The sequence below is a fragment of the Microbacterium meiriae genome, assembly GCF_040702565.1.
In the GTDB taxonomy this organism is placed as follows: domain Bacteria; phylum Actinomycetota; class Actinomycetes; order Actinomycetales; family Microbacteriaceae; genus Microbacterium; species Microbacterium meiriae.
In genome coordinates this window covers 1,008,913-1,032,337 of record NZ_JBFBLJ010000001.1, presented here as the reverse complement: position 1 = coordinate 1,032,337, position 23,425 = coordinate 1,008,913, and the positions used below count along the sequence as shown (strand labels likewise).

Below are 23,425 nucleotides of genomic sequence, written 5' to 3'. Positions count from 1 at the left end.
CGTCGGGGTCCCCGTTCCGGGGACTCAGCGCACCTGGCGTGCGGTGAACTGCATCCGCGGGTTCGCGTAGAACTCCTGCGCCTCGACGAGCTGCAGCTCGCGCTCGCCCGAGTCGAGCGTGGCCTGCAGCAGGTCGTAGACGCTGGAGGCGGTGCGCTCCAGAGCGGTCTGCGCGCTGCCGGTCGCGACGTAGTGCGCGGTGAACAGCGCCGCCGTCACGTCGCCGGAGCCGTTCGCCTTCATCGGCAGGTGCGGGGTCTGCACGAGCCACGCGCCCGCGTCGTCCACGGCGAGCATCTCGATCGTGCCCTCTTCGCGGTCCGGCCGCTCGACGCTCGTGACGAGCACCGTGCGCGGCCCCATCGCCCGCGCGAGGTCGACCGACGCGAGGGTCGACTCGAGCGTGTCGGGCTCGGTCTCGGTGAGGAAGCCCAGCTCGAACTGGTTCGGCGTGATGATGTCGGCCACCGGCACCACGCGTTCGCGGAGCAGGATCGGGATGGCCGGAGCCACGAAGCAGCCGGACTTCGCGTTGCCCATGACCGGGTCGCACGCGTACAGCGCCGTGGGGTTCGCGGCCTTCACCCGGGCGACCGCGTCGATGATGACGTCGCCGATGCCCTCGCTGCCCTGGTAGCCGCTGAGCACGGCGTCGATGGAACCGAACACGCCGCGCTCCTCGATGCCGGTGATGACCTCGCCCACATCGGCGGGGTCGATCAGCGGGCCGCGCCAGGCGCCGTACCCGGTGTGGTTCGAGAAGGTGACGGTGTAGACCGGCAGCACCTCGACGCCGATGCGCTGGAGCGGGAAGACAGCCGCTGAATTGCCGACGTGACCGTATGCGACGGCGGACTGGATGGACAGGATCTTCATACCCGGTCCCTTTCATTCTGGGCGGGCCGGTGCCCGCGTCGGGTGGTCATCGTCCGGCGGCGATGAGGTCGGCGATGAGGGTCTCCGTGTCGTCCTCGGAGAGGTCGTGCACGGTCAGGCGGAGGTGGCGCGAAGGCTCGGCGCGCTCGTCCAGCGCGAAGTCGTCGCCGGTGCGCGCGAGCCAGCCCCGGCGCATGAGGTGGTCGGCGATGGCGCGCGCCGGCTTGGCGAAGCCGACCCACAGGCTCAGGCCGTCCGGGTCCGCGGCGTCGATCCCCTCCGCGCGCAGGCGTTCCGCGAAGGCGGCGTTCCGCGCGGCATAGTGCCGACCTGCTTCCGCGATCTCCTCGCGCACGGCGGGGTCGGTGAGCTGGGCGAGCGTGAGGCGCTGCAGCAGGTGGCTCACCCAGGTGGTGCCGGGGCTGAGCCGCATCGCCAGGCGCTCAGCGGTCTCGGGATCGGTCGCCGCGAGGGCCAGGCACATGTCAGGGCCCAGGAACTTCGACACCGAGCGCACCAGGGCGAACCGTCGGTGCTCCGGGCCGATCAGCGACTCGTACGGGCGCTGCGAGAGCAGGGAGAAGTGGTCGTCCTCGATCACGAGCACGTACGGGTGGTCGGCGAGCACCTCACGCAGCGCCTGGGCCCGGGCGGAGGAGAGGCTGACGCCCGTCGGGTTCTGTGCCCGCGGGGTGCAGATGACGGCGCGGACACCCGCGTCCAGAGCGGCACGGAGGCCGTCGACCGTCATGCCCTCCTCGTCCACCGGTACCGTGACGGCCCGGTACCCGCCGAGCCGCACGGTATGGATGCTCGCGAGGAAGCAGGGGTCCTCGAGGGCCACCGCGTCGTCCCGCATCAGGGCCTGGGCGAGCAGCCGTTCGACGGCATCCACGGCCCCGCTGGTGACGGTGACGCGGAAGTCCTGCCCTGGAAGGTCGGCGCCCATCCACTCCCGTGCCCACGCTTCGAGACCGCGGTCGATCACCGGCTCGCCGTAGAGCACGGGGCGGCGGCCGATCGTGCCGAGCGCCTGCGACGGGTCGGGGATCCGAGAAGGGTCGGGGTTGCCCGTGCCGATGTCGCGGAGCACGGTGTCCGGCGCGTAGCCCTCCTGCGGCACGACGTCGACGCCGGCGAGCACGGTGCCCGCGCGCCCTCGCGAATGCACGAGTCCCGCCTGCGCGAGCTGGCGGTAGGCGGCGACCGCGGTGTTCCGGTTGACACCGAGTGTCGCCGCGAGCTCGCGCACCGGAGGAAGGACCTCGCCGGGGCGGAGCGTGCCGCGGTCCCGGAGGGCGCGCACGCTGTCCGCGATCTCGGCCGCGGTGGTTCCCCTTATCTGCTCGCTCATGATCCTCCTCCGAGATTCTAGGTGGAGCGGACAGTGCTACCTTTGATCTAGATCAAAAACCATTTCGGATCATCCGACAGGAGACCCCCATGACCGAGCAGCCCACCACCGGATCCGCACGCGTGAAGCGCGGTCTCGCCGAGATGCTCAAGGGCGGCGTCATCATGGACGTCGTCACCGCCGAGCAGGCGAAGATCGCCGAGGACGCCGGCGCCGTCGCCGTGATGGCACTGGAGCGGGTCCCCGCGGACATCCGCGCGCAGGGCGGCGTCTCGCGGATGAGCGACCCGGACATGATCGACAGCGTCATCGACGCGGTGTCCATCCCCGTCATGGCGAAGGCGCGGATCGGGCACTTCGTCGAGGCGCAGGTGCTGCAGGAGCTCGGCGTCGACTACATCGACGAGTCCGAGGTGCTCTCGCCCGCCGACTACGTGAACCACATCGACAAGTTCGGCTTCACCGTGCCGTTCGTCTGTGGGGCCACGAACCTGGGGGAGGCGCTGCGCCGCATCAACGAGGGCGCGGCGATGATCCGCTCCAAGGGCGAGGCCGGCACGGGTGACGTGTCCGAGGCGATGAAGCACATCCGGAAGATCCGGGGAGAGATCGCCGCGCTGACCGCGCTGCCGAAGGACGAACTGTTCGTGGCGGCGAAGGAGTTGCAGGCGCCCTATGAGCTCGTCGCGGAGATCGCCGAGACCGGGAGGCTCCCCGTGGTGCTGTTCGTTGCCGGTGGGGTCGCGACCCCGGCCGACGCGGCGATGATGATGCAGCTCGGCGCCGACGGCGTGTTCGTCGGCTCCGGCATCTTCAAGTCCGGCAATCCCGCCGAGCGGGCGAAGGCCATCGTGAAGGCCACCACGTTCTTCGACGACCCGAAGGTGATCGCCGAGGTGTCCCGCGGGTTGGGCGAGGCGATGGTCGGCATCAATGTGAGCGACCTGCCCGCGCCGCACCGCCTCGCCGAGCGTGGCTGGTAGTCCGCGCGTCGGCGTCCTCGCGCTCCAGGGGGACGTGCGGGAGCATGCCGTGCTCCTCGAGGCCCTCGGCGCCGACGTCGCTCTGGTCCGTCGGCCCGAGGAACTCGCCCGGGTCGACGGCCTCGTGATCCCTGGCGGCGAATCGACCGTGATCGACAAGCTGGCGCGGCTGTTCGGGCTGCAGCAGCCGATCCGTGACGCGATCGCCGGCGGGATGCCGGTGCTCGGCACCTGCGCGGGGCTGATCCTGCTGGCCGATGAGGTCATCGACGCGATCGACGGGCAGCAGAGCTTCGGCGGACTCGATGCGGTCGTGCGGCGCAACGCGTTCGGGCGGCAGGCCGAGTCGTTCGAGGCGGAGCTGACGGTGCCCGCGTTCCACGAGCCGGTGACCGCAGCCTTCATCCGCGGACCTGTCGTGGAGGCGGTGGGGCCGCGGGCCTCGGTGCTCGCGACGCTGCCGGACGGCCGTGTGGTCGCCGTGGAGCAGGACGGGCTGCTCGGCCTGAGCTTCCACCCGGAGATCTCGAACGAGACGCGGTTCCACCGGCGCTTCCTGGATCGGATCTCCCGCCGTTGACTTCGCGACTGCGAGTTCAGGCCTGCGCGGGAGAACAGGCGCCTCCGCGCGCAGATGCCTGAACTCGCGCGAACGCCTGTGCCAGCGGAACCGGAGCGGTGCCGCGGCACGTTTCGATAGACTGGACGACGCCCTGGGCGGCGTTCCGGGGCGCAGACGACGAGCGGAGACTTATGTCCGGGCATTCCAAGTGGGCCACGACCAAGCACAAGAAGGCCGTCATCGACGCGCGCCGTGCGAAGTCCTGGGCCAAGCTCATCAAGAACATCGAGGTCGCGGCCAAGCTGGGCGGCGCCGATCTGCAGGGCAACCCGACGCTCTTCGACGCGGTGCTCAAGGCGAAGAAGACCTCCGTCCCCAAGGACAACATCGACCGCGCCATCAAGCGCGGTGCCGGCATCGGCGGCGAGGCCGTCGAGTACACCTCGATCATGTACGAGGGCTACGGGCCCAACGGCGTCGCGCTCATGATCGAGTGTCTGACCGACAACAAGAACCGCGCCGCGGCCGAGGTGCGCACGGCACTCAGCCGCAACGGCGGCACCCTCGCCGACCCGGGCAGTGTCGCGTACAACTTCAGCCGCAAGGGCGTCATCGTCGTCGGTTCCGAGGGCACCACCGAGGATGACGTCATGATGGCGGCGCTGGAGGCCGGCGCCGAGGAGATCGAGCCGCACGCCGAGGGCTTCGAGGTCATCACCGAGGCGAGCGACCTGGTGGCCGTCCGCTCGGCCCTGCAGGACGCCGGGATCGACTACGAGTCGGCGGACGTCGAGTTCGTGCCGAACCTCAAGGTCGAGATCGACGCCGAGACCGCCCGCAAGGTGTTCCGCCTCATCGATGCGCTCGAGGACAGCGAGGACGTGCAGAACGTCTTCAGCAACTTCGATCTGTCGGCCGAGGTCCAGGCGGAGCTCGAGAACGACGACGCGTAGGCGCGGCGCGAGCCGGCGACGGCGCACGCGGCCTAGCCTGATCGGGTGACCACTTCGCTGCGCGTGCTCGGCATCGACCCCGGACTGACCCGGTGCGGTGTCGGGATCGTCGATGTCGACCGTGCCCGCCGCGGCACGCTGGTCCACGTGGGGGTGATCCGCTCCGCCCCGGATGCGGAGATCGGCGACCGCCTCGCCGTCGTCGCGGCGGGCATCCGCGCCGCGATCGCCGAGCACCGACCCGATGCGGTCGCGGTCGAGAGGGTGTTCGCGCAGCAGAACACGCATACGGTCATGGGCACCGCGCAGGCGAGCGGTGTCGCGCTCCTGATCGCCGCAGAGGCGGGCCTGCCGGCGGCGACCCACACGCCGAGCGAGGTCAAGGCCGCCGTCACCGGGTACGGCTCCGCCGACAAGCGTCAGGTCCAGGCGATGATCGCGCGGATCCTGCGGTTGGATGCCCCTCCGCAGCCGGCCGACGCCGCCGATGCCCTGGCGATCGCCCTCTGTCACGCCTGGCGCCGCGGCGCCCCGGTGTCGAGCCGCGCGGGCGGCGGCCTGACCCCCGCGCAGCGCGCATGGGCCGACGCGGAGCGTGTCGCTCGAACATATCTACGAGCCGGCTCCTAGACTGAGAGGATGATCTCCTCTCTGCACGGCACCGTGCTGCACACGACGCCGGACCAGGTCATCATCGACGTCGGCGGCGTGGGCTTCGCGGTCGCGGTCCCGGCCGATGTCGCCCACACCGCGACGGTGGGGGAGAAGCTCCTGCTGCACACGAGCCTCATCGTGCGGGAGGACTCGCTGTCCCTGTTCGGGTTCGCCGACCGCGGAGAGCTGGAGATCTTCAGCCTGCTGCTCAGCGTCACCGGGGTCGGTCCGAAGTCGGCGCTCGGCGTGCTGTCGCACCTCACCGCCGACCAGATCGCCGAGGCGGTGACCGCGGAGGACGACGCTCCGTTCCGTCGGGTCTCCGGCATCGGCCCGAAGACGGCCAAGCTCATCGTCGTGCAGCTCGCCGGCAAGGTGCAGCCCGTGGCTGCGCCGTCGGCTCCTGCGGCGGCCGGAGGCGGGGACATCGTCACCCAGGTGACGGTGGCGCTCGTCGGGCTCGGCTGGTCGGAGAAGGTCGCAGCCGAGGCGGCGACCCAGACGGCGACGGATGCGACGGACACCGAGCGCGCGTCGGTCGCCCTCCTCCTGCGGCGTACGCTCGCGCTGCTCGGACCCGCGCAGGCAGGCCAGGGCCGTGGCTGACGCCCTCGATCCGACCGAGCCGACGGACGAGTCCGAACTCGCCATCGAGGGCGCCCTCCGCCCCTCGAGCCTCGACGAGTTCGTGGGGCAGCAGAAGGTGCGGGGACAGCTGCAGCTCCTCCTGGAGGCGGCCCGCATCCAATCGCGCCCTGCGGACCACATCCTGCTCGCCGGCCCTCCCGGACTCGGCAAGACGACGCTGGCGATGATCGTGGCGCACGAGAGCGAGCGTCCGCTGCGCATGTCCAGCGGGCCTGCGATCCAGCACGCCGGGGATCTGGCGGCGCTGCTGTCGAGCCTCGTGCCCGGCGAGGTCCTCTTCATTGACGAGATCCATCGCATGGCCCGGTCGGCGGAGGAGATGCTGTACCTCGCCATGGAGGACTACCGGATCGACATCATGGTCGGGAAGGGCGCGGGGGCGACCAGCATCCCGCTGGAGCTGTCTCCGTTCACCCTGGTCGGTGCCACCACGCGTTCCGGGCTGCTGCCCAATCCGCTGCGGGACCGGTTCGGTTTCACCGGGCACCTCGAGTTCTACGATGAGGGGGAGCTGGAGCGGGTGATCGGCCGTTCCGCTGCGGTGCTCGGCGTCGACCTCCCGACGGACTCGCTCTCCGAGATCGCGCGACGCTCCCGCGGGACCCCGCGCATCGCGAACCGGCTGCTGCGCCGCGTGCGCGACTATGCGCTCGTGCACGGTGGCGGCGAGGCGACGCTCAGCGGCGTGCGGGCGGCCCTCGACCTCTACGACGTGGACGCGATCGGACTGGACCGTCTGGACCGCGCGGTGCTGGAGGCCCTGGTGCGTCGGTTCCGCGGCGGACCGGTCGGCCTGAGCACGCTCGCGGTGGCGGTGGGAGAGGAGCCGGAGACCGTCGAGAGCGTGGTCGAGCCCTATCTCGTCCGGATCGGCTTCCTGGGCAGGACGCCCCGAGGGCGGGTCGCGACGCCGGAGGCCTACGACCACCTCGGTGTGGCGCACCCGGACGGGATGCTGAAGTTGGATGACCTATAATCGCTGAAGACTTCCCCGATACCGCTGTGCGCCCAAAGGCTGGTGCGTGCACCTGAGAAAGGCGCCATCCCCATGCCCATGGAATTTGTCCTCTTCGGACTCCTCGCCGTCCTGCTGATCTTCATGATCTTCAACACGCGCAAGCGCACCCGGCAGATGAAGGCCGAGCAGGAGGAGAAGGCGACCAAGACGGTGCCCGGCGCCAAGGTCCTGCTGCAGGGCGGCATCTACGGCACCATCGTCGCGTACGACGCCGAAGACCTCGATTCCCCGGCCCTCGTGGAGATCGCGCCCGGCACCGTCATCGAGGTGCACAGCCAGGCCATCCTCCGTGTCGTGGAGCCCAAGGACGCCATCGTCGACGCGCCTCTCGCCGGCGCGGACGACCACATCGTCGACGAGACCGCCGCTCCCGCGCTGGAGACGCCGGAGGAGACCCGCGCCCGCCTCGAGCGGGACGCCGACGACAAGTAGCACGCGGGCCGTCACGGCCTCCCGGATCCCCGTCCTTCCAGAAAGCTGAACACACGTGGCTTCATCCTCTCCCGTCCGCCACGCCTGGCGGGTCCTCCTCGGCCTGCTCCTCGTGACGGGCGTGCTCTTCGGCATCAACGCGCTGGGTGTGTACGTCTTCAAGCAGAGCTCGTGGACACCCGAGCTCGCGCTCGATCTGCAGGGCGGCACCCAGATCGTCCTGAGCGCCGAGACCGAGGACGGAGCCGCGCCGACGCAGGAGCAGCTCGATCAGGCCGCGGCGATCATCCGTCAGCGTGTCGACGCCTCCGGCGTCGCCGAGGCCGACATCACCACCGAGGGCGGGCGCAACATCGTCGTCCAGATCCCCGGTGAGGCTGACGAGCAGACGCGGCAGCGCATCCAGTCCAGCGCTCAGCTCGAGTTCCGTCCCGTGCTCTACACCACGGCGGCGAGCACCGAGTTCGTCGGCGAGGACGGCAACTCCACGCCGTACCCGAGCCCGGACCCGTCGCTGAACGCGGAGCCCACGGCGGAGCCCACGGACGCCAGCGACCTCTCGTGGGTCACCGACAAGCTCGCGGCGGAGTTCCAGGCGTACGACTGCGCCAACCCCGCCAACGACCCGTCGAAGGCCCCGAAGGACGAGCCGGTGATCGCCTGCTCGCCCGATGACACGGCCAAGTTCATCCTGGGCCCGGCTGAGCTGGACGGCCGCGCGATCACCGACGCCACCGCGGGACGCGACCCGCGCTCCGGTGCCTGGATCGTGCAGCTCACCATGAACGGCGAGGGCGCGGACGCCTTCGGCCAGGTCAGCACCCGCCTCAACCAGAACCGCATCGACGGACTGTCGCCGCGCGACCAGTTCGCATTCGTGCTCGACGGCGAGGTCATCAGCGCACCGCGCATGAACGGCGTCATCCTCGACGGCCGTCCCAGCATCTCGGGCAGCTTCACGCAGGAGAGCGCGACGACCCTGGCCGACCAGCTCAAGTTCGGAGCCCTTCCGCTCAGCTTCGAGGTGCAGAGCTCGGACACGATCTCCGCGACCCTCGGCACCCAGCAGCTCCAGATCGGTTTGATCGCGGGCCTCATCGGTCTCGCGCTCGTGGCGGTGTACTCGCTGCTGTCCTACCGCGCACTCGGGACGGTGATCATCGCGTCGATCGCGGTGATGGCGGTGCTCACGTACATCGTCATCTGCATCCTGGCGTGGCGGATCGGCTTCCGGCTGTCGCTCGCCGGCGTCGCCGGCCTGATCGTGTCGATCGGCTTCACCGCGGACTCCTTCATCGTCTACTTCGAGCGCATCCGAGACGAACTGCGCGACGGCAAGTCCATCACCGGTGCCGTCGAGGACGGCTGGGGTCGGGCGAAGCGGACGATCTACATCTCCAAGTCCATCAACGTCCTGGCCGCCGTGGTGCTGTACATCCTCGCCGACTCGACGGTGAAGGGCTTCGCGTTCACCCTCGGCCTCACGACGGTCATCGACGTGCTGATCTTCGTCATCTTCACCCACCCGGTCATGCAGCTGCTCGCTCGTACGCGGTTCTTCGGCGGCGGGCACAAGCTCTCCGGCCTCGACCCCGAGGCCCTGGGTGCCGTGTACCGGAGCCGCTCGCAGTACCGCGAGGTCGCCACGGCGTCCGCGGGGCGCGGGGCGAAGAACGCGCGCTCGCGCGGAGAGGCGGACCGCCGGCAGACCATCGCCGAGCGCAAGCGGGCGGAGGCCCTCGCCGCCGAGAGACAGACCACGGCCGGAAGAGAGGGAGACAACTGATGCCTTCCATGAATGAGTTCGGCAACAACCTCTACACGGGCAAGACCTCCTTCCCGTTCGTCGGCCGCCGCCGCCTCTGGTTCATCATCGCGATCGCTCTGGTCGTCGGCTCGGCCCTCGTGCCGCTGTTCCGCCCGATCCAGTTCTCGATCGAGTTCACCGGCGGCTCGCAGTTCACGGTCGCCGCGCCCGACACCACGGATCAGGACACCGCGACCGAAGCGGTGCAGTCGGTGGTTCCCGGCGCCGCCACCAAGGTCGTCATCGTCAACGACCAGGACGTCCGGGTGCAGACCGATCAGATGACGGAGGCGGAGACACAGCAGGTGGCGCGCGCCCTCGCCGACGCCTACGGCGTCGAGCCCGATGCGGTCGCCTCCTCGTTCATCGGCCCGGCCTGGGGCGAGAGCGTCACCCGGCAGTCGCTGTGGGGCCTGGCGATCTTCCTCGCGCTGACCTTCCTCATCCTCGCCATCTACTTCCGCACCTGGAAGATGTCGGCGGCGGCGATCATCGGTCTGCTCGACGTGCTCGTGATCACGGTCGGCGTGTACGCCCTCGCCGGGTTCGAGATCTCGCCGGCGGCCGTCATCGGCTTCCTGACGATCCTCGCGTACTCCCTGTACGACACCACTGTCGTGTTCGACAAGATCAGGGAGAACACCACGGAGGACGGGGAGAAGACGTCGCGGCTGTTCGGGGAGTCGGTCAACCTCGCGGTGAACCAGACCCTCATCCGGTCGATCAACACCTCCGTGGTGGCGGCGCTGCCGGTCGGTGCGATCCTCTTCATCGGCGCCTTCTGGCTCGGTGCCGAGACGCTGACCGACATCTCGCTGTCGATCTTCGTGGGCATCCTCGTGGCGACGTACTCGACGCTCTTCGTGGCCGCGCCGCTGTACTCGCTGTTCCGTGAGAACGAGCCGCAGATCAAGGAGCGCGACGCCCGTATCCGTGCCGCACGGACCAAAGCGGCTGTCGACGCCTGACGCCCCGCCGCGGGGCCGACCCCCGCTCAGCGCGCGTAGGATTGTCTGATTCGGAGGTGAGTGGATGGCGGAGCCGCAGACGGCATCGCAGGGTTCGAGTCTGCGACGGCTGGTGCCCCGCATCTTCTCGCGCGCGTCCCGGATCAACGATCTCGACAATCTGATCCGCACCGTCAGGGCCAACCACCCGAAGGGCGACTTCGCCGTCATCTCCCGCGCCTATGCCGTGGCGAAGGAGAAGCACGAGGGACAGAAGCGGCAGAGCGGCGAGCCGTACATCACGCACCCGCTCGCCGTCGCGCAGATCCTCGCGGAGCTCGGTCTCGGACCGCGCGCGATCGCCGCCGCCCTGCTGCACGACACCGTCGAGGACACCGGTTACGCGCTCACCGATCTGACCGCCGAGTTCGGCGACGAGGTCGCGATGCTCGTCGACGGCGTCACCAAGCTCGACAAGGTCAAGTACGGCGAGAGCGCGCAGGCCGAGACCGTCCGCAAGATGATCGTCGCGATGTCGAAGGACATCCGTGTCCTGCTCATCAAGCTCGCCGACCGGCTTCATAACGCGCGCACCTGGGGCTTCGTCCCGCCGGAGAAGGCGGCGAAGAAGGCCAAGGAGACGCTGGAGATCTACGCGCCGCTGGCCAATCGCCTCGGCATCCAGGCGATCAAGTCGGAGCTCGAAGACCTGTCCTTCGCGGTCCTCCACCCGAAGATCTACAACGAGATCCACAGCCTCATCGCCCAGCGCACCCCGCAGCGCGAGAAGTACCTGAGCCAGGTCATCGAGGAGATCGACGAAGACCTCCGCGACCTGCGCATCCGCGGCAAGGTCGTCGGCCGGCCCAAGCAGCTGTACTCGGTGTATCAGAAGATGGTCATCCGCGGTCGCGAGTTCGACGACATCTACGACCTGATCGGGATCCGTGTCCTCGTCTCGTCCGTGCGCGACTGCTACGCCGTGCTCGGGGCCATCCACGCCCGCTGGACGCCGCTGCCCGGCCGGTTCAAGGACTACATCGCCACCCCGAAGTTCAACCTCTACCAATCGCTGCACACGACCGTGATCGGCCCGGCCGGTCGCACGGTCGAGATCCAGATCCGCACGCACGAGATGCACCACCAGGCGGAGTACGGCGTCGCCGCGCACTGGATGTACAAGGAGCGGATGAACGGCGGAGGCAAGGCCGAGGTCCGCGCCTCCGACACCGACATGGCGTGGCTCGCGCACATCTCCGACTGGCAGGCCGAGACCGCAGACCCCGGGGAGTTCCTCGACTCCCTGCGGTTCGAGATCGGCGCCAAGGAGGTCTACGTCTTCACTCCGAAGGGGCGCGTGATCGGTCTCCCAGCCGGCGCCACCCCGGTGGACTTCGCCTACGCCGTGCACACCGAGATCGGGCACCGCACCATGGGCGCCAAGGTCAACGGACGCCTGGTGCCGCTGGAGTCGGAGCTGAAGAGCGGCGACGTCGTGGAGGTCTTCACCTCCAAGAATCCGGACGCGGGGCCGAGCCAGGACTGGCTCGGGTTCGTCAAGAGCACCCGTGCCAGGAACAAGATCCGCGGCTGGTTCACGAAGGAGCGCCGCGAAGAGGCCATCGAGCAGGGCAAGGAGGCGATCGCCCGCGCGATGCGCCGGCAGAACCTCCCGCTGCAGCGTCTGATGAGCCAGGACTCATTCACCGAGGTCGCTCACCAGATGCACTACGAGGACGTCTCGGGTCTCTATGCCGCTGTCGGCGAGGGCCACGTCTCTACCCAGTCGGTGCTGGAGAAGGTCACCGCGCTCGTCGCCACCGACGAGCCGACCACCGGGGCGATCGACCTTCCGGGAAGCGTCCAGACGCGAGAGTCGCGGGGCGGCGACTCCGGTGTGCTGGTGCGCGGCGCGAACGACATCCTCGTCAAGCTCGCGAAGTGCTGCACTCCGGTGCCCGGTGATCCCATCGTCGGCTTCGTCACCCGGGGGAGCGGTGTCTCCGTGCACCGGGCGGACTGCGTGAACGTGAAGGCTCTCAGCGGCGAGCAGGACCGCTTCGTCGAGGTCTCCTGGGCGCCGACGAAGAAGAGCGTGTTCCGTGTGCAGATCCAGGTGGAGGCCCTGGACCGCTCCGGCCTCCTCTCGGACGTCACGCGGGTGCTCAGCGAGCATCACGTGAACATCCTGTCGGCGACCGTGTCGACGACGGATGAGCGCCTGGCACTCAGTCGGTTCGTGTTCGAGATGGGTGACGCCGTGCACCTGGACCGCGTCCTGAACGCGGTGCGCCGGATCGACGCCGTCTACGACGTGTACCGCGTCACGTCCTCCTGACGAGCCGCTCCAACGCCGCGACACCACTGACGCTGCCGGGCACTCGGTGCCGGGCCCGGAGGTCGGCGATGGCGCCGTCGAGCGCGGTCGGGTCGACCTGGGCGAGGGCCTGCATCCACGGGAGCACACGGGGATCGCGGTGCAGCGCCGTGGCGAGGTCGCCCATCGTGCGCACCGGCGACGTCACGAAGATCCCGCCGAGGCGGGCCAGGTCCGCCGCGGGGACCAAGGTGTCGTGGAACGACACTCTGGGCTGCACCCGCGGGCGCACCCGGCGCTCCACGCAGCGTCGCACGTGGTGGATCGACGGCGGGGCATCGCGGGCGCCGTGGATCCAGGCGGCACTGGGCCCGCAGGCCGCTGCGCCCTCCTGGACGAGCGCGGCGATGCTCTGCGCCCGCACATCGGGGGACTCCGGCAGATCAGCCGGGATGTAGGCGTCACCGACCTCGACGACATGGCCGTCGATCCGGGCGGCACTGAGCTCGCCCACGCTCAGGCGCGCGCCGGGCAGATACAGCAGAGCGGGGTGCATGCCGCCAGTGTGGCGTGATGCACCCCGCTCATGCGGAGATCAGTGAACCTGTGGAGAGCTCAGCCGCCGAGGGCGTTGAGCCAGGCGCGACGGGCCTCGAGGGCGTCCGCTGCCTCCTTGACGGCCTTGCTGTCCCCGGCCTTCTCGGCGGCGGCCAGTTCGGCCTCGAGCTTCTCGATGGCCTCGTGGAGCTGCGAGCTCATGTCGTTCGCCCGCGCCTTGGTCTCGGGGTTGTTCTTCTTCCAGTCGACGTCCTCGCGCGCCTTGAGTGCCTGCTCGATGACGCGGAGCTTGTCGTCGAGTGCGCGCTCGTTGTCGCGCGGGAAGATGCGTCCGACCTCGTCCCACTCGCGCTGGATACGCGTGAGCAGGGCGCGGGCGCGCTTGATGTTCGGCTCGTCGGCGACCGCCTTCGCCTGCTCGAGCAGCGCCTGCCGGGCCTCGATCTTCGGAGCCGAGTCGGCCTCCTCCGCAGCGGCCTGCTCGGCACGGGCGGCGTAGAGAGCGTCTCCGGCGGCCTTGAACCGCGCCCACAGGGCGTCGTCGGCCTTGCGTCCGGCGCGACCGGCCGTCTTCCACTCGTCCAGGAGGGAGCGGTAGGCGGGGATGCCGTCGACCCCGCGCGGGGCCAGGGCCTCGGCGCGCTCGACCAGTCGGGACTTCGCGTCGCGCGCCGCCTTGTGCGCATCGTCGAGCTCGGAGTAGAACGCCCGGCGGTGCTTGTCGACGACGGCCCTGGCATCGCGGAACCGCTTCCAGAGCTGCTGCGAGACGCCCTTCGACAGGCGCGGACCGTTCTGCTGCTGCGCCTGCCAGGACTCGAACAGCTCGTTGAGCTCGGCGGTCACCTGCTTCCACTGGACCTTGCTCAGGTCGCGGGCGGCGATGGCTTCGGCACGCTCGACGAGGGCGGTGCGCTCGGCGACGGCCTGCTCGACGAGCTCCTTCGCCTGCTGCGCCTCCTGAGCGGTGGCCTCGGACAGCGACGCGACCAGTGCGGTGAGGCGGTCGCGGAGGCCGGCGAGGTCGCCGACGGCCGCGGCATCCGTAGCCTCGTCGATGAGGTGGGCGGCCTGCTTGGACAGGTCGCTCGCCGAGGCGCCGCCGGCCTGGTGACGCTGCTCGAGGGCGACGACCTTGAAGGCGATGTCGTCGTACTTGCGGACGAAGTAGGCCAGGGCCTCGTCGGGAGTGCCGTCCGGGTACTGACCGACGACGCGCCAGGACTCGCCCTCGCGCACCTCGACAGTGCCGTCTTCGGAGACCCGGCCCCATTCGCCGGCGGAGGAGACCGGGGTCGGCTTCGCCGCGGCCGGCGCGACGGCGGCCGGTGTCGGCGCCTTTCGCGGCAGCGGCACGGCGGGCGGGGTGGGAACGGGCGGGGTCGGCTTCGCGGGCTCGTTGGCAGACACGGTGATTCTCCTTGCGCGGTCACGCCGCGGGAGGCGGAAAGGACGAGGCTCAGCCTAGTACGCCCTCTTCCATCCGCGAGACCCCGTCTTCCCGCCGAGACCCCGTGCTTCGTGCGCGAACGAGGCGGGGTCTCGACGGCGACCCGGGGTCTCGACGAAGTGGGACGTTACCGTTTCGTGAGCAGAACGTTCGACGCAGGAAACACTCCGCGTCATCTCCGGGTAACACGGCGCTCCTATCGTCGCGACCACGACAGTCCCCAGGTCGACAGGAGTTCCATGGACGACAACGCAGCGCGCACAGCGGAGATCGTCGTCGTGGGGGCGGGCGTTGCGGCGCACCGCTTCGTCGCGCGGATGCTGGAGGATCCGGAGCGGGACGTGCGGATCACGGTGTTCGGAGACGAGGGGCGGCTGCCTTATGACCGCTCCGGGCTGGCGCGGGTGGTCGCGGGCGACGCGGCATCGGGCATCGATCTCGACCGGGCGCCGTTCCGCGACGATCGGGTGCGGTTGATCGACGACGACCGGGTGCTGCGTATCGACAGGGCGGGACGCCGCGTGCGGACCCGTTCGCGCCGCTGGTACGACTACGACGCGCTCGTCCTGGCGACCGGGACCCACGCCCGCCCGCTCGAGGTGCCAGGCATCCGCGCTCGTGGGGCCTTCACCTTCCGCGCGATGGAAGACGCACAGACCCTGCGCGCGTTCCTGGCCATCCGCAGGACGGAGCTGCCACGTGCCCTCCGAGCGGTGGTGGTCGGCGGAGACGAGTCCGGGGTCGACGTTGCGCTCGCTCTGGACGAGGCCGGAGTGCAGACGACCCTCGTCGCCACCGCGGATCGGCTGCTTCCCTCCGTGCTGTCGGCGCCGGCTGCGGCGGCGCTGCGGCGGGTCATGGAGGCACGCGGGATCACCGTGCGGACCCGGACGCGGCTGACGCGCGTCGATCCCGACGAGGCCGGTGCCGTCACCGCGGTCGAGTTCCAGGACGGGACCTTCGCCCGGGCGGATCTCGTCGTGACGACCGGTGCACGGGCCAGAGACGAACTCGCGCGCAACGCCGGTCTCCCGGTGCGCCAGGGCGGAGGCGTGATCGTGGATGCCGCCGGACAGACAGAGGATGAGCGGATCCTCGCCATCGGGGACGTCGCGGTGGGAGTCGGTCAGCTCGAGCGGGGCGTCGAAGCCGCATGCTCCTCCGCGGACCGTGCGGTCGCCGCCCTGTGCGGCGCTCCGCTCACGGACCGAGGACCGCGGCGCTGGTACGGACGGCCCGGTGGCATCGACCTCGCCGTCCTGCGGATCGACGACGTCCGTGGGTCGGCCTTCGCCGTCCCGCTGTCCGCCCTCGACGGACGCCGTTTCGGAGAGATCCTGCTCTCCGCAGATGCGCGTCAGGTGTACGGAACGACGACGATCGGCGAAGCGGGTGAGGCACGGCTGGCGCGGTTCTCGCGCGATGACACCGATCGGCGCGCGGAGGTTCGCGTGCTTCTGGCTTCGGCAGCGTCCGACGACCGCGCGGACGAATGCGGCCACGGTCTCCTGACGCTCCCGCTGGACGCGCTGAGTGTCGAGCTGGATCGCCGGGGGATCCGGACGTTCGCCGATGCCCTGGCCGCAGCGGGGGAGAGCCGTGACTGCGGACCCTGCCTCCGCCGTCTGGCGGTTGCGCTGCTGCAGCGTGACCCCGCCCCTGCCGACACCCCCGACCGCCGACCGGGCGTCCGCCTCCGTGGTTCGGCCGCCGCTTCCGTCGTCGAGGTCGAGGTCGGGAGGGAGATCGACGCTGCGCTCCTCCTCGTGATCGGCCGCCTGGCCCAGCGTCACGACGCCACGATCGGTCTCGGCGAGGCGACGATCACCGTCGGGGGGATCCGGCGCGGCGACCTCCCGCGAGTGCTGGCGGGCCTCCGGGCCGCAGGCGCGGTGATCCGGACCTCGGAGCCGGAAGCCGGCGGGCGCCACCCGATGACGCCGCTGGTCGGACCCGCGGACGGGGGAACCCGCCGGCGTCGAGACCTGGACCGCAGCGGCACAGGGACGGCGGCGGGAGTGCGGTCCGCAGAGGGGGCGAGATGAGCGCGCCGACCCGCGTGGCCCCGGCACTCGTGGGTTCCCGCATCGCGGTCGCCGAGGTGGCACGGCCGGTGCGGCCCGAGCCCGTCGACGCCGACGCGCTCCTGCACGCCCTCACCGGCAGCGGGTCGGAGGTCGTGCGGATCGTGTCACTGCGGGACGATCAGGCGATCCCCGCCGGCACGAAGCGAACGGCGCACCGCATCGCGACCGGCCAGGTCGACGCTGTGCTGTTCCCCGCCGCCGAAGGCGTGCCAGGCCTCCTGGCGATCTTCGAGCGCCTCGGCATGCTCGATGTGGTGCGTGCTCGCGCGCGGGCTTCGCGGTTGCTCCTGGCGACCGCCGACCCCACAGCGACGGCTCAGCTGGCGGAGCTCGGACTGGCCGCGTCCACAGCGTGCGGGCCGACGGCGGAAGACCTCGCCCGCACGGTCATCGATCACTTCGCCCGCGCGGGGCGCGAACGGCGGACGGACGTCGGCGACGTGGCGGTACGCAGCGGGGGCATTCTCATCGACGGCGTGTTCGTCCCGCTCTCCCGCGGAGCCGTGAGCGTCATGGAAGCGCTGTTCGTGGCCAACGGGCGGGTGCTCAGCCGGACGGAGATCGGGCAGGTGCTCCCGGGCGGGCGGCGGAGTCCTCGAGCCGTCGAGGTCGCTGTGGCGCGGCTCCGCGAGGCCCTCGGCGACGTCGACCTCGTGCAGACCGTGGTCAAGCGCGGCTATCGACTCGCGGTGCTCGACGACTGATCGTGCCGGATCGGTTCACTCCGAGGGAGTGGCGGGCGCGGTCGGAGCCTCCGTCGGGGTATCGGTCGGCGCCGGGGACGGTTCGATCGAGGAGGTGGGCGAGGGCGACGGCGTCGGTTCCGGAGCGGTCACCTGCGCATGCACGACCTGGCTGACGATCGCGCCCACGACGATGAGGGCGCCGACGGTGATCGCGATGGCGTTGTCCCGGGTCCGTCGGCGGATCTGGTCCTGGTGCCAGCGGGTGCGAGCGGTGTGCAGCCGAGCGCGCTCCGCCTCGGTGCGTGTCTGCGCCTTCTTGGAACCGCGTGCAGCCATGCCCTGCTTCTCCCGTCCGACGCCGGTCCACGACGTCGCCTGAGAGCCTACCGGGGCGCCGGCCTCGCCTCGTGTCCCCGGCCGCCGTTAGCCTGGAGGAATGTCCTCTCCCTCCGCCCTGCTCTCCGGGCAGACACCGCTCGCCGTGCGCATGCGTCCGGTGTCGCTGGACGAGGTCGCGGGACAGCGCCACCTGCTGCGGGCCGGGTCGCCCATCGTCGCCCTCGCCGATCCGGAGGCCAGCTCGCCCGGTGCGGTGTCTATCATCCTCTGGGGCCCGCCCGGCACCGGGAAGACCACGCTCGCCCAGGCCATCGCCCGGTCCTCCGGCCGCCGGTTCGTCGAGCTCTCGGCCATCACCGCCGGCGTGAAGGACGTGCGGGAGGTCATGCAGGAGGCGATCACGCAGCGCGACCTCTACGGGCAGACGACGATCCTCTTCCTCGACGAGATCCACCGCTTCACCAAGGCCCAGCAGGACGCCCTGCTGCCCGGCGTGGAGAACGGCTGGGTCATCCTCATCGCCGCCACCACGGAGAACCCCTCGTTCTCGGTGATCTCGCCTCTGCTGTCCCGGTCGCTGCTGCTCACCCTGCAGCCGCTCACCGATGACGACATCGGCGTGCTCGTGGATCGGGCGGTGTCGGACGCCCGCGGACTCGGAGGCGCGGTCGCGCTCACCGACGAGGCGCGGTCGGCCCTCATCCGCCTCGCGTCGGGGGACGCCCGTCGCGCCCTCACGGGGCTGGAGGCCGCCGCCGCGGTGGCGCTCTCGCACGCGGCGACGGCCGACGACGACAGCGAGGACCAGGAGTCGACCGTCCCCGAGGTCACCGCCGACGATGTGGCGCAGGCCGTCGACAAGGCTCTGCTCCGCTACGACCGGCAGGGCGACGAGCACTATGACGTCATCAGCGCCTTCATCAAGTCGATCCGAGGCTCCGACCCGGACGCCGCGCTGCACTACCTCGCCCGCATGATCGAGGCGGGGGAGGACCCGCGGTTCATCGCCCGGCGGCTCGTCATCTCCGCGTCCGAGGACGTCGGGCTCGCCGACCCCCAGGCGCTCGGCATCGCCGTGGCCGCCGCCGACGCCGTGGCCTTCATCGGGATGCCGGAGGGACGCATCCCGCTCGCGGAGGCCACCGTGTACCTGGCCACGACCGCGAAGTCGAACGCGGCGTATGTCGGCATCGACGCGGCCATCGCCGACATCCGGGCCGGAGGGTTCGGGCGCGTGCCGCTGCACCTCCGCGACGCCCACTACCCGGGCGCCAAGCGCCTGGGCCACGGCCGCGGCTATCGCTACGCGCACGACAGCGAGTTCGGGATCGTGCCGCAGCAGTACCTGCCGGACGAGCTCGACGGACGCCACTACTACGAGCCGAAGAACCTGGGCGCGGAGCGCGACATCAGTGCACGGCTGGAGCGCATCCGCCGGATCCTCGGCGACCGGTGATCCGCGGGCCTCGGGTGTCTGCCGTCGTCTGTTAGACTTGAGCGGCTCGAAACCGTGTTTTCGGGCATCTCCTCGTTCACACCCCACCTCGACGGCACCCCGGCGTGCGCCCCGAGGAAGAACGCGGTGATACGTCCGTCGGACGTGAAATCCACGTCCACGTCATCGGAAGGATAACTTCGTGGTCACGAAGTCCCAGGACCGCCGCAAGGTGCGTCTCAGCCGCGCCCTCGGCGTGGCACTCACCCCCAAGGCCGCCCGCTACCTCGAGAAGCGTCCCTACGCTCCGGGCGAGCACGGCCGCACCAAGCGCAAGGCCGACAGCGACTACGCCGTCCGTCTGCGTGAGAAGCAGCGTCTGCGCGAGCAGTACGGCATCCGCGAGAAGCAGCTGCGTATCGCGTTCAACGAGGCCCGTCGCCAGGACGGTCTGACCGGTGAGAACCTCGTCGAGCTCCTCGAGATGCGTCTCGACGCGCTCGTGGTCCGTTCGGGCTTCGCCCGCACCACGGCGCAGGCTCGCCAGCTCGTCGTGCACCGTCACATCCTCGTCGACGGCCAGCTCGTCGACCGCCCGTCGTTCCGCGTGAAGCCGGGTCAGCTCATCCACGTCAAGCCCAAGAGCGAGGGCCTCGAGCCCTTCCAGGTGGCAGCCGCCGGCGGTCACGCCGAGGTCCTGCCCGCCGTTCCGGGTTACCTCGAGGTCGAGCTCGACAAGCTCCAGGCCCGCCTGGTCCGTCGTCCGAAGCGCGCCGAGGTCCCCGTGACCTGTGAAGTGCAGCTCGTCGTCGAGTACTACGCGGCTCGCTGATCCAGCGGAAGAGCATCAGGCAGGAGGCGTCGGGGTTCCCGACGCCTCCTGTCGTTTCCGCCTACGATGGAGAGACCGCGCCTTCGCGGCTCTAGGGCAAGGATGACGACATGAAGAATGTGCTGTGGTTCCTGATCGGCGTGATCGGCGGCTTCGTCGCGGCTCACTTCATGAACAAGGACCCGCGGGGCCACGACATCCTGGCCGACGTCGACGCCCGCCTCAACGGCCTCGCCGCGATCCTCAGCGACGCGTATCGCGCGCAGGAGGCTCGGTTGACCGAGCCGGGCGAGAACTGACCCCCCGCATCTGCGCCTCGGCGCGCCCCCTCACGCAAGGACATCCGGCACTCCTATGAAAACTGCGGAAATCGCGCAGCGCTACCTCTCCTACTTCGAGAAGAACGACCACCTCATCGTCCCCTCGGCATCCCTGGTCAGCGACGACCCCTCGCTGCTGTTCACGGTCGCCGGCATGGTCCCGATGATCCCGTACCTCACGGGCGTGGTCCCGGCGCCGCATCCGCGCATCGCCGACCTGCAGAAGTGCATCCGGACCAACGACATCGAGGAGGTCGGGCGCACCGCGCGTCACGGCACGTTCTTCCAGATGCTCGGCAACTGGTCGTTCGGCGACTACTTCAAGGAAGGCGCGATCCGCTACGCCTGGGAGCTGCTCACGAGCTCGGAGGCCGACGGCGGCCTCGGCTTCGACGAGAAGGATCTCTGGGTCACCGTGTACGAGACCGACGACGAGGCCGAGGCGATCTGGCGCGACATCATCGGACTCAAGCCGGAGCGCATCCAGCGCCTCGGCCGCGCGGACAACTACTGGAACACCGGGCAGCCCGGTCCCGGGGGCCCTGACTCCGAGATCTTCTTCGACCGCGGCCCGGCCTACGGCAAGGACGGCGGCCCCGCTGTCGACGACTCGCGGTTCCTCGAGATCTGGAACCTCGTGTTCATGCAGGACTTCATCGAGAACATCCGCGGCAAGACCGAGTTCGACATCGTCGGCGAACTGCCGATGAAGAACATCGACACCGGCATGGGACTGGAGCGCGTCGCGTTCCTCAAGCAGGGCGTCGAGAACATGTACGAGACCGACCAGGTGCGTCCGGTGCTCGACCGTGCCGTCGAACTCTCGGGCCGTCGCTACGGCGCCGTGCACGAGGACGACGTCCGCTTCCGGGTGATCGCGGATCACGTGCGCTCCTCGCTCATGCTCCTCTCCGATGGCGTGCGTCCGTCGAACGAGGGCCGCGGCTACATCCTGCGGCGCCTCATGCGCCGGACCGTGCGCGCCATGCGGCTCCTCGGTGTCGACGACCCCGCGTTCCCCGAGCTGTTCGCCGCCTCCCGCGACGCGATGAAGTCGGCGTACCCGGAGCTGGAGCGGGACTGGTCCGTGCTCTCCTCGGCGGCCTTCGCCGAGGAGGAGACCTTCCGGCGCACCCTGGCGCAGGGATCGACCATCCTCGACCTCGCGCTCGACGAGACGAAGAAGGGCGGCGGGAAGACCCTCAGCGGTTCCGAGGCGTTCCTGCTGCACGACACCTACGGCTTCCCGATCGACCTCACCCTGGAGGTCGCCGAAGAGGCCGGGCTGGACGTGGACCGTGCCGCGTTCGACTCCCTCATGCAGGAGCAGCGTCAGCGCGCGAAGGACGACGCCCGCAACCGCAAGCGCCAGCTCGCGGATGTCTCGGTGTACCGCGACCTGCGCGCGCTGGGCGAGACGGGCTTCGACGGCTACACGGCCCTCGAGGTGGAGTCCCGCGTGCTCGGTCTGCTCGTCGACGGTGCGCCGGTGCGCAGCGCCGCCGAGGGCCAGATCGCCGAGGTCGTGCTCGCCGAGACGACGCTGTACGCCGAGTCCGGCGGCCAGGTCGCGGACAAGGGCACCATCGTGGGCCCCGGCTACGAGCTCGAGGTGCTCGACGTGCAGCGTCCGGTCCCCGGGCTGATCAGCCACACGGTGGAGGTCTCCCGCGGCACGGTCGCGGTCGATGACATCGCGACGACGATCGTCGACGCCGCCAATCGGCGCGCCGCCCGTCAGGCGCACTCCGCCACCCACCTCGTGCATGCCGCCCTCCGGGACACGCTCGGCCCGACCGCCACGCAGTCGGGCTCGCTCAACCGCGCCGGCTACATGCGGTTCGACTTCGCCTGGTCGCAGGCACTGTCGACGGACACCCGCACGGAGATCGAGGAGATCACGAACCGCGCCGTGCAGGACGCCCTCGAGGTGACCACCCGCATCGTGACGCTCGACGAGGCCAAGGAAGCGGGCGCCATGGCGCTCTTCGGCGAGAAGTACGGCGACGTCGTGCGGATGGTCGACATCGGCGGCCCGTGGTCGCGCGAGCTCTGCGCCGGCACGCACGTGTCGACCAGTGCGGAGATCGGTCTGGTCAGCGTGGTGGGGGAGTCGTCGGTCGGCGCCTCCAACCGCCGGATCGAGGCTCTCGTCGGCGCGGATGCGTTCCGGGAGCTCGCGGCGGAGCGCGCTCTCGTCTCGCAGCTCACCGCCTCTCTGAAGACCCCGCGCGAGCAGCTCCCGGAGCGGATCGCCGATCTCGCCGCGAGCCTCAAGGCCGCGGAGAAGCGCATCGCGCAGTTCGAGGCGAAGGAGCGAGCGGGACGCATCCCCGCCATCGCCGAGGCCGCTACGCGCGTCGGGGACTTCCGCGTGGCGGCACAGTCGCTGGGTGATGTCGCGTCTGCGGACGATGTCCGCGAGCTCGTCAACGGCGTGCGCGACCGGCTCGGCTCCGACCCCGCGGTCGTCGCGCTCGGTGCGGTCGTCAACGGTCGCCCTGTCGTCGTCGTCGCCACGAACGAGGCCGCGCGCGGTGCCGGGGCGAAGGCGGGTGCGCTCGCGAAGCGCGCCGCCGGTGTGCTCGGCGGAGGCGGCGGTGGGCGCGACGACGTCGCCCAGGGCGGCGGTATCGACGCAGCGGCGCTGCCCGCCGCGCTCGAGGCCGTCTCCCAGGAGCTGCGGGGCGCGTGAGCGGTTATCGCCGCGGGGTCCGGCTCGGCATCGACGTCGGCCGGGCCCGCGTGGGCGTGGCCCGGTCCGATCCGGACGGCATGCTGGCCGTCCCCGTCGAGACCGTGCCGCGCGACGAGCACTCGCTGACGCGCATCGCGGAGCTGGCTGCGGAGTACGAGCCGCTGGAGATCGTGGTCGGACTTCCGGTGAACATGCAGGGCGCGGACACGCCGTCGACGGTCGATGCGCGGGAGTTCGCGGCCGCACTCCAGGGGCGCAGTGGCGTGCCGGTCCGCCTCGTGGACGAGCGTCTGAGCACCGTCTCCGCGCATGCGGCGTTGCGGAGTTCTGGGCGATCACAGAAGAACTCTCGTAGCATTGTGGATCAGGTCGCCGCCGTGGTGCTGCTGCAGCAGGCGATCGACACGGAGAAGAGCACCGGAAACCCGGCCGGTGCCCCGGTCCCCGTTGACGAGGAGCCCGCCTGAAC

22 protein-coding genes are annotated in these 23,425 nt (G+C 70.4%); 17 read left to right on the top strand and 5 right to left on the bottom strand.

Translation table 11 applies throughout. The annotated features are described in order from the left end of the window. Positions 1-24: 24 nt before the first annotated feature. Positions 25-876, bottom strand: coding sequence for a pyridoxal kinase PdxY (gene pdxY / locus AB0310_RS04995; protein ID WP_187661531.1), 852 nt, complete (start codon positions 874-876; stop codon positions 25-27). A 46-nt stretch (positions 877-922) separates the two neighbouring features. Next, complete coding sequence (locus AB0310_RS04990) at positions 923-2,230, bottom strand: aminotransferase class I/II-fold pyridoxal phosphate-dependent enzyme (protein WP_366236693.1); 1,308 nt, start codon at positions 2,228-2,230, stop codon at positions 923-925. Between the two features lie 89 nt (positions 2,231-2,319). On the opposite strand from AB0310_RS04990, the gene pdxS reads away from it, so the two are divergent. From pdxS to AB0310_RS04940, 10 genes are all read left to right on the top strand, one after another. Next, positions 2,320-3,213, top strand: a complete 894-nt coding sequence (gene pdxS, locus AB0310_RS04985) for a pyridoxal 5'-phosphate synthase lyase subunit PdxS (protein ID WP_366236692.1) — start codon at positions 2,320-2,322, stop codon at positions 3,211-3,213. Then, complete coding sequence (gene pdxT / locus AB0310_RS04980) at positions 3,203-3,793, top strand: pyridoxal 5'-phosphate synthase glutaminase subunit PdxT (RefSeq protein ID WP_259954519.1); 591 nt, start codon at positions 3,203-3,205, stop codon at positions 3,791-3,793. Before pdxS ends, pdxT begins: the two co-directional genes overlap by 11 nt. A 173-nt stretch (positions 3,794-3,966) precedes the next feature. Further along, positions 3,967-4,728 carry a YebC/PmpR family DNA-binding transcriptional regulator gene (locus AB0310_RS04975; protein WP_187661527.1) on the top strand — a complete coding sequence of 254 codons (762 nt, stop codon included), beginning with the start codon at positions 3,967-3,969 and terminating at the stop codon, positions 4,726-4,728. A gap of 45 nt (positions 4,729-4,773) precedes the next feature. Then, positions 4,774-5,358 (top strand): crossover junction endodeoxyribonuclease RuvC, encoded by a 585-nt coding sequence (gene ruvC / locus AB0310_RS04970; RefSeq protein ID WP_187661526.1) that lies wholly within the window; start codon positions 4,774-4,776, stop codon positions 5,356-5,358. Between the two features lie 9 nt (positions 5,359-5,367). Continuing rightward, positions 5,368-5,988, top strand: coding sequence for a Holliday junction branch migration protein RuvA (gene ruvA, locus AB0310_RS04965; RefSeq protein ID WP_259954517.1), 621 nt, complete (start codon positions 5,368-5,370; stop codon positions 5,986-5,988). Next, a complete protein-coding gene (gene ruvB, locus AB0310_RS04960) occupies positions 5,981-7,006 on the top strand; it encodes a Holliday junction branch migration DNA helicase RuvB (protein ID WP_259954516.1) in 1,026 nt (341 codons plus the stop codon). Before ruvA ends, ruvB begins: the two co-directional genes overlap by 8 nt. 72 nt (positions 7,007-7,078) lie before the next feature. Next, positions 7,079-7,480 carry a preprotein translocase subunit YajC gene (locus AB0310_RS04955; protein WP_327036709.1) on the top strand — a complete coding sequence of 134 codons (402 nt, stop codon included), beginning with the start codon at positions 7,079-7,081 and terminating at the stop codon, positions 7,478-7,480. A gap of 55 nt (positions 7,481-7,535) precedes the next feature. Next, complete coding sequence (gene secD, locus AB0310_RS04950) at positions 7,536-9,266, top strand: protein translocase subunit SecD (RefSeq protein WP_187661523.1); 1,731 nt, start codon at positions 7,536-7,538, stop codon at positions 9,264-9,266. After that, a complete protein-coding gene (gene secF / locus AB0310_RS04945) occupies positions 9,266-10,255 on the top strand; it encodes a protein translocase subunit SecF (protein ID WP_280565377.1) in 990 nt (329 codons plus the stop codon). Before secD ends, secF begins: the two co-directional genes overlap by 1 nt. 64 nt (positions 10,256-10,319) lie before the next feature. Continuing rightward, positions 10,320-12,572 (top strand): RelA/SpoT family protein, encoded by a 2,253-nt coding sequence (locus AB0310_RS04940; RefSeq protein WP_187661521.1) that lies wholly within the window; start codon positions 10,320-10,322, stop codon positions 12,570-12,572. Here the strand turns inward: AB0310_RS04940 and AB0310_RS04935 are convergent. Both AB0310_RS04935 and AB0310_RS04930 read right to left on the bottom strand, forming a co-directional pair. Continuing rightward, the gene (locus AB0310_RS04935) at positions 12,559-13,107 is read right to left on the bottom strand and encodes a type IV toxin-antitoxin system AbiEi family antitoxin (protein ID WP_366236691.1); all 549 of its coding nucleotides are present in this window, start codon (positions 13,105-13,107) and stop codon (positions 12,559-12,561) included. The two genes, AB0310_RS04940 and AB0310_RS04935, sit on opposite strands and share 14 nt — an antisense overlap. Positions 13,108-13,166: 59 nt before the next feature. Continuing rightward, positions 13,167-14,519, bottom strand: coding sequence for a DUF349 domain-containing protein (locus AB0310_RS04930; RefSeq protein ID WP_366236690.1), 1,353 nt, complete (start codon positions 14,517-14,519; stop codon positions 13,167-13,169). A 279-nt stretch (positions 14,520-14,798) separates the two neighbouring features. Between AB0310_RS04930 and AB0310_RS04925 the strand changes: the two genes are divergently transcribed. Together AB0310_RS04925 and AB0310_RS04920 are read left to right on the top strand one after the other, a co-directional pair. Next, entirely contained in the window at positions 14,799-16,604 is a 1,806-nt protein-coding gene (locus AB0310_RS04925) for an FAD-dependent oxidoreductase (RefSeq protein ID WP_366236689.1), read from the top strand. Beyond that, a complete protein-coding gene (locus AB0310_RS04920) occupies positions 16,601-17,350 on the top strand; it encodes a winged helix-turn-helix domain-containing protein (RefSeq protein WP_366236688.1) in 750 nt (249 codons plus the stop codon). The genes AB0310_RS04925 and AB0310_RS04920 overlap by 4 nt, the downstream gene beginning before the upstream one ends. A gap of 15 nt (positions 17,351-17,365) precedes the next feature. Here AB0310_RS04920 and AB0310_RS04915 read toward each other — a convergent pair whose 3' ends face one another. Continuing rightward, on the bottom strand, positions 17,366-17,668 hold the full coding sequence (locus AB0310_RS04915; RefSeq protein WP_187661516.1) for a hypothetical protein: 303 nt from the start codon (positions 17,666-17,668) through the stop codon (positions 17,366-17,368). A gap of 100 nt (positions 17,669-17,768) precedes the next feature. Here AB0310_RS04915 and AB0310_RS04910 point away from each other — a divergent pair, with 100 nt between their 5' ends. The 5 genes from AB0310_RS04910 (at position 17,769) to ruvX (ending at position 23,423) form a co-directional block, all read left to right on the top strand. Then, positions 17,769-19,127 (top strand): replication-associated recombination protein A, encoded by a 1,359-nt coding sequence (locus AB0310_RS04910; protein ID WP_259954509.1) that lies wholly within the window; start codon positions 17,769-17,771, stop codon positions 19,125-19,127. A 181-nt stretch (positions 19,128-19,308) separates the two neighbouring features. Further along, positions 19,309-19,938, top strand: coding sequence for a 30S ribosomal protein S4 (gene rpsD, locus AB0310_RS04905; RefSeq protein ID WP_187661514.1), 630 nt, complete (start codon positions 19,309-19,311; stop codon positions 19,936-19,938). Positions 19,939-20,048: 110 nt separating this feature from the next. Further along, on the top strand, positions 20,049-20,237 hold the full coding sequence (locus AB0310_RS04900; RefSeq protein ID WP_025103513.1) for a hypothetical protein: 189 nt from the start codon (positions 20,049-20,051) through the stop codon (positions 20,235-20,237). A 55-nt stretch (positions 20,238-20,292) separates the two neighbouring features. Next, entirely contained in the window at positions 20,293-22,953 is a 2,661-nt protein-coding gene (gene alaS, locus AB0310_RS04895) for an alanine--tRNA ligase (RefSeq protein WP_366236687.1), read from the top strand. Beyond that, positions 22,950-23,423 carry a Holliday junction resolvase RuvX gene (ruvX, locus tag AB0310_RS04890; protein WP_187661512.1) on the top strand — a complete coding sequence of 158 codons (474 nt, stop codon included), beginning with the start codon at positions 22,950-22,952 and terminating at the stop codon, positions 23,421-23,423. The genes alaS and ruvX overlap by 4 nt, the downstream gene beginning before the upstream one ends. Positions 23,424-23,425: the final 2 nt, after the last annotated feature.

Coding starts and splice junctions, on each gene's coding strand:
- AB0310_RS04935 (WP_366236691.1), bottom strand. CDS start 13,107: ATGCACCCCGCTCTGCTGTATCTGCCCGGCGCGCGCCTGAGCGTGGGC.
- AB0310_RS04940 (WP_187661521.1), top strand. CDS start 10,320: ATGGCGGAGCCGCAGACGGCATCGCAGGGTTCGAGTCTGCGACGGCTG.
- pdxS (WP_366236692.1), top strand. CDS start 2,320: ATGACCGAGCAGCCCACCACCGGATCCGCACGCGTGAAGCGCGGTCTC.
- AB0310_RS04955 (WP_327036709.1), top strand. CDS start 7,079: ATGCCCATGGAATTTGTCCTCTTCGGACTCCTCGCCGTCCTGCTGATC.
- secF (WP_280565377.1), top strand. CDS start 9,266: ATGCCTTCCATGAATGAGTTCGGCAACAACCTCTACACGGGCAAGACC.
- AB0310_RS04900 (WP_025103513.1), top strand. CDS start 20,049: ATGAAGAATGTGCTGTGGTTCCTGATCGGCGTGATCGGCGGCTTCGTC.
- AB0310_RS04910 (WP_259954509.1), top strand. CDS start 17,769: ATGTCCTCTCCCTCCGCCCTGCTCTCCGGGCAGACACCGCTCGCCGTG.
- AB0310_RS04990 (WP_366236693.1), bottom strand. CDS start 2,230: ATGAGCGAGCAGATAAGGGGAACCACCGCGGCCGAGATCGCGGACAGC.
- AB0310_RS04975 (WP_187661527.1), top strand. CDS start 3,967: ATGTCCGGGCATTCCAAGTGGGCCACGACCAAGCACAAGAAGGCCGTC.
- AB0310_RS04920 (WP_366236688.1), top strand. CDS start 16,601: ATGAGCGCGCCGACCCGCGTGGCCCCGGCACTCGTGGGTTCCCGCATC.
- pdxY (WP_187661531.1), bottom strand. CDS start 876: ATGAAGATCCTGTCCATCCAGTCCGCCGTCGCATACGGTCACGTCGGC.
- AB0310_RS04925 (WP_366236689.1), top strand. CDS start 14,799: ATGGACGACAACGCAGCGCGCACAGCGGAGATCGTCGTCGTGGGGGCG.
- ruvA (WP_259954517.1), top strand. CDS start 5,368: ATGATCTCCTCTCTGCACGGCACCGTGCTGCACACGACGCCGGACCAG.
- alaS (WP_366236687.1), top strand. CDS start 20,293: ATGAAAACTGCGGAAATCGCGCAGCGCTACCTCTCCTACTTCGAGAAG.
- AB0310_RS04915 (WP_187661516.1), bottom strand. CDS start 17,668: ATGGCTGCACGCGGTTCCAAGAAGGCGCAGACACGCACCGAGGCGGAG.